Source organism: Blautia sp. AM23-13AC (assembly GCF_003435675.1).
In the GTDB taxonomy this organism is placed as follows: domain Bacteria; phylum Bacillota; class Clostridia; order Lachnospirales; family Lachnospiraceae; genus Fusicatenibacter; species Fusicatenibacter saccharivorans.
The window spans coordinates 1-2,630 of the sequence record NZ_QTUL01000028.1 but is presented as its reverse complement, the minus strand read 5'-3'; the positions used below and the strand labels follow the sequence as shown (position 1 = coordinate 2,630).

The window sequence follows — 2,630 nt, the reverse complement described above, 5'->3', positions numbered from 1 at the left end:
AAAAAAAAAAAAATGTATAAAATACACAAAAATAAAAATTGCGGAGAAAATAGAGTGATACGTATAAAAAATATAATAATTGCGTAAACTTGATTTGCCTGAGAGCATATGCTATAATGGCAATAGCTAAGAAAAGATATAATGTGTCACGTAGACACAAAACGAACCCCCAGTAGCAGCCACTACTGGGGGTTCTTCTCATTTTACGGTTGAGCCTCCGTTAGGTTAGTTGTCGCTGTTATATCTAATAATTTATCTCCATTCCCTTTAGTAACGTGTAACTTTCCAAATTTACAAAAGCGACTCATAGAATTATTTCCTCCCGTTAAATAATAGATAACTATTAAAAATAGACAATACTTGCTCATAAGTAATGGTACTTAAATTGTTTACTTTGGCGTGTTTCATTGCTTGATGAAAATGATTTTTAGTAAACAGTTGACGATATTCTCGATTGACCCATTTTGAAACAAAGTACGTATATAGCTTCCAATATTTATCTGGAACATCTGTGGTATGGCGGGTAAGTTTTATTAAGACACTGTTTACTTTTGGTTTAGGATGAAAGCATTCCGCTGGCAGCTTAAGCAATTGCTGAATCGAGACTTGAGTGTGCAAGAGCAACCCTAGTGTTCGGTGAATATCCAAGGTACGCTTGTAGAATCCTTCTTCAACAATCAGATAGATGTCAGACGCACGGCTTTCAAAAACCACTTTTTTAATAATTTGTGTGCTTAAATGGTAAGGAATATTCCCAACAATTTTATACCTCTGTTTGTTAGGGAATTGAAACTGTAGAATATCTTGGTGAATTAAAGTGACACGAGTATTCAGTTTTAATTTTTCTGACGATAAGTTGAATAGATGACTGTCTAATTCAATAGACGTTACCTGTTTACTTATTTTAGCCAGTTTCGTCGTTAAATGCCCTTTACCTGTTCCAATTTCGTAAACGGTATCGGTTTCTTTTAAATTCAATTGTTTTATTATTTGGTTGAGTACTTTTTCACTCGTTAAAAAGTTTTGAGAATATTTTATATTTTTGTTCATGTAATCACTCCTGAAGTGATTACATCTGTAAATAAATACAGAAGTTAAACGATTTGTTTGTAATTTTAGTTATCTGTTTAAAAAGTCATAAGATTAGTCACTGGTAGGAATTAATCTAACGTATTTATTTATCTGCGTAATCACTGTTTTTAGTCTGTTTCAAAACAGTAGATGTTTTATCTACATTACGCATTTGGAATACCAACATGACGAATCCCTCCTTCTTAATTACAAATTTTTAGCATCTAATTTAACTTCAATTCCTATTATACAAAATTTTAGAGACCGTTTCAAGTTTTGTGTAAACGTTAAAAACTGATATAAGATTTGTGAATAGTTACAATGGGCAGAGCCGATTTTCCGGATTCTGCCCATATCTGCATTATACAGTAGTTTTTAGGCATGTCAATAAAACCTGCCTAAAATTGACTGCTTTACAGGTTCCGCCCTGCCAGACGTTCTTCAAAATAAATTTCAAGCTGGGAATGGATCTGTCCCCAGTCCTGCCTGTGTCCGGTCCATTTTTTCGTGATATCCATGGTTGCCAGATACAGCATTTTCAAAAGGCTGTCATCCGACGGAAATACCGCCTTGCTTTTAGTCACTTTCCGGAGCTGGCGGTTGAATCCTTCAATGGCATTTGTGGTATAAATCAGCCGTCTTACTGCCTCCGGATATTTGAAATAAGTGGACAGGGTTGCCCAATTATCATGCCAGGATTTATAGATTTTTGGGTACTTGGAATCCCATTTATCCTTGAACAGTTCCAGTTCATTTAAAGCGGTTTCTTCCGTCGGAGCTGCATATACAAGCTTCAGATCAGCCATCAGTTTTTTGATGTCTTTGTATGAAACAAACTTCGTTGAATTACGGATCTGATGGATGATACACTGCTGAATCTCTGTTTTTGGATAAACAGCCTCGATTGCCTGTGGAAATCCATTTAAACCATCAACGCATGCAATCAGGATATCCTCAACGCCTCTGTTTTTTAATCCATAATCAATCAACCTTACGAAAAAAACATAATAAAATTTTTATGTTGAATATTGTTATTCCATATGGATCTGCGTTTCTTTTAGGAACGTCTCTTGCAACACTATTTATAAAAAAAATATTGCCTATTAGCATCATTATTGGAATAATAACCTTGGCTTTAATATATTTGATAAATTATCTTTTTTTATCAAAATTCCTTCATTTTTCCTCAAATCTTCAGCAATAGACAATAGGGAAAAAGGAGTTATTAAATAACTCCTTTTTCCCTATATATTTTCATTGTTTATATCTTTCCACCACTTATAAACGGTATGCTTTGCAAGTCCTGTCTCTCGGATGCAGTCCGCTTTCTTTCCTGTCGGGTGGCTCTCCTGCCATTCTCTGACTGTCCGCTCTGCTGTTGGTCTGCCCTCTTTTACTACTTCGCCTATAACTTTCATATCCTCTTTTTTTCGCCTTGCAAGATATAAATGAGCCTCTTGTTTTCTGTAATTTCGCTTATTTGCTGGTATCGTAACCTTTGTGTTGTCCTCTATCCATTCCCGGCTTGCTATCGTTGACAGCCTTTTTCTGTCCCCTTT

At 35.2% G+C, this 2,630-nt stretch carries 2 protein-coding genes and 2 pseudogenes; all 4 read right to left on the bottom strand.

Annotation, left to right across the window (positions count from 1 at the left end; all coding sequences use genetic code 11):
- Nucleotides 1-312 precede the first annotated feature (312 nt).
- The gene (gene erm(B), locus DW642_RS15605; protein ID WP_066542830.1) at nt 313-1,050 is read right to left on the bottom strand and encodes a 23S rRNA (adenine(2058)-N(6))-methyltransferase Erm(B); all 738 of its coding nucleotides are present in this window, start codon (nt 1,048-1,050) and stop codon (nt 313-315) included.
- 124 nt (nt 1,051-1,174) lie between these two features.
- On the bottom strand, nt 1,175-1,258 hold the full coding sequence (locus DW642_RS15600) for a 23S rRNA methyltransferase attenuation leader peptide (RefSeq protein ID WP_001814874.1): 84 nt from the start codon (nt 1,256-1,258) through the stop codon (nt 1,175-1,177).
- A 226-nt stretch (nt 1,259-1,484) separates the two neighbouring features.
- A pseudogene (locus DW642_RS15595) lies at nt 1,485-2,045 on the bottom strand (IS256 family transposase); the annotation flags it as partial.
- 270 nt (nt 2,046-2,315) lie between these two features.
- A pseudogene (locus DW642_RS15585) lies at nt 2,316-2,630 on the bottom strand (repa); the annotation flags it as partial.

Bases quoted from the DNA above. Each gene is read 5' to 3' on its own strand.
- DW642_RS15600 (WP_001814874.1), bottom strand. From the start codon at position 1,258: ATGTTGGTATTCCAAATGCGTAATGTAGATAAAACATCTACTGTTTTG.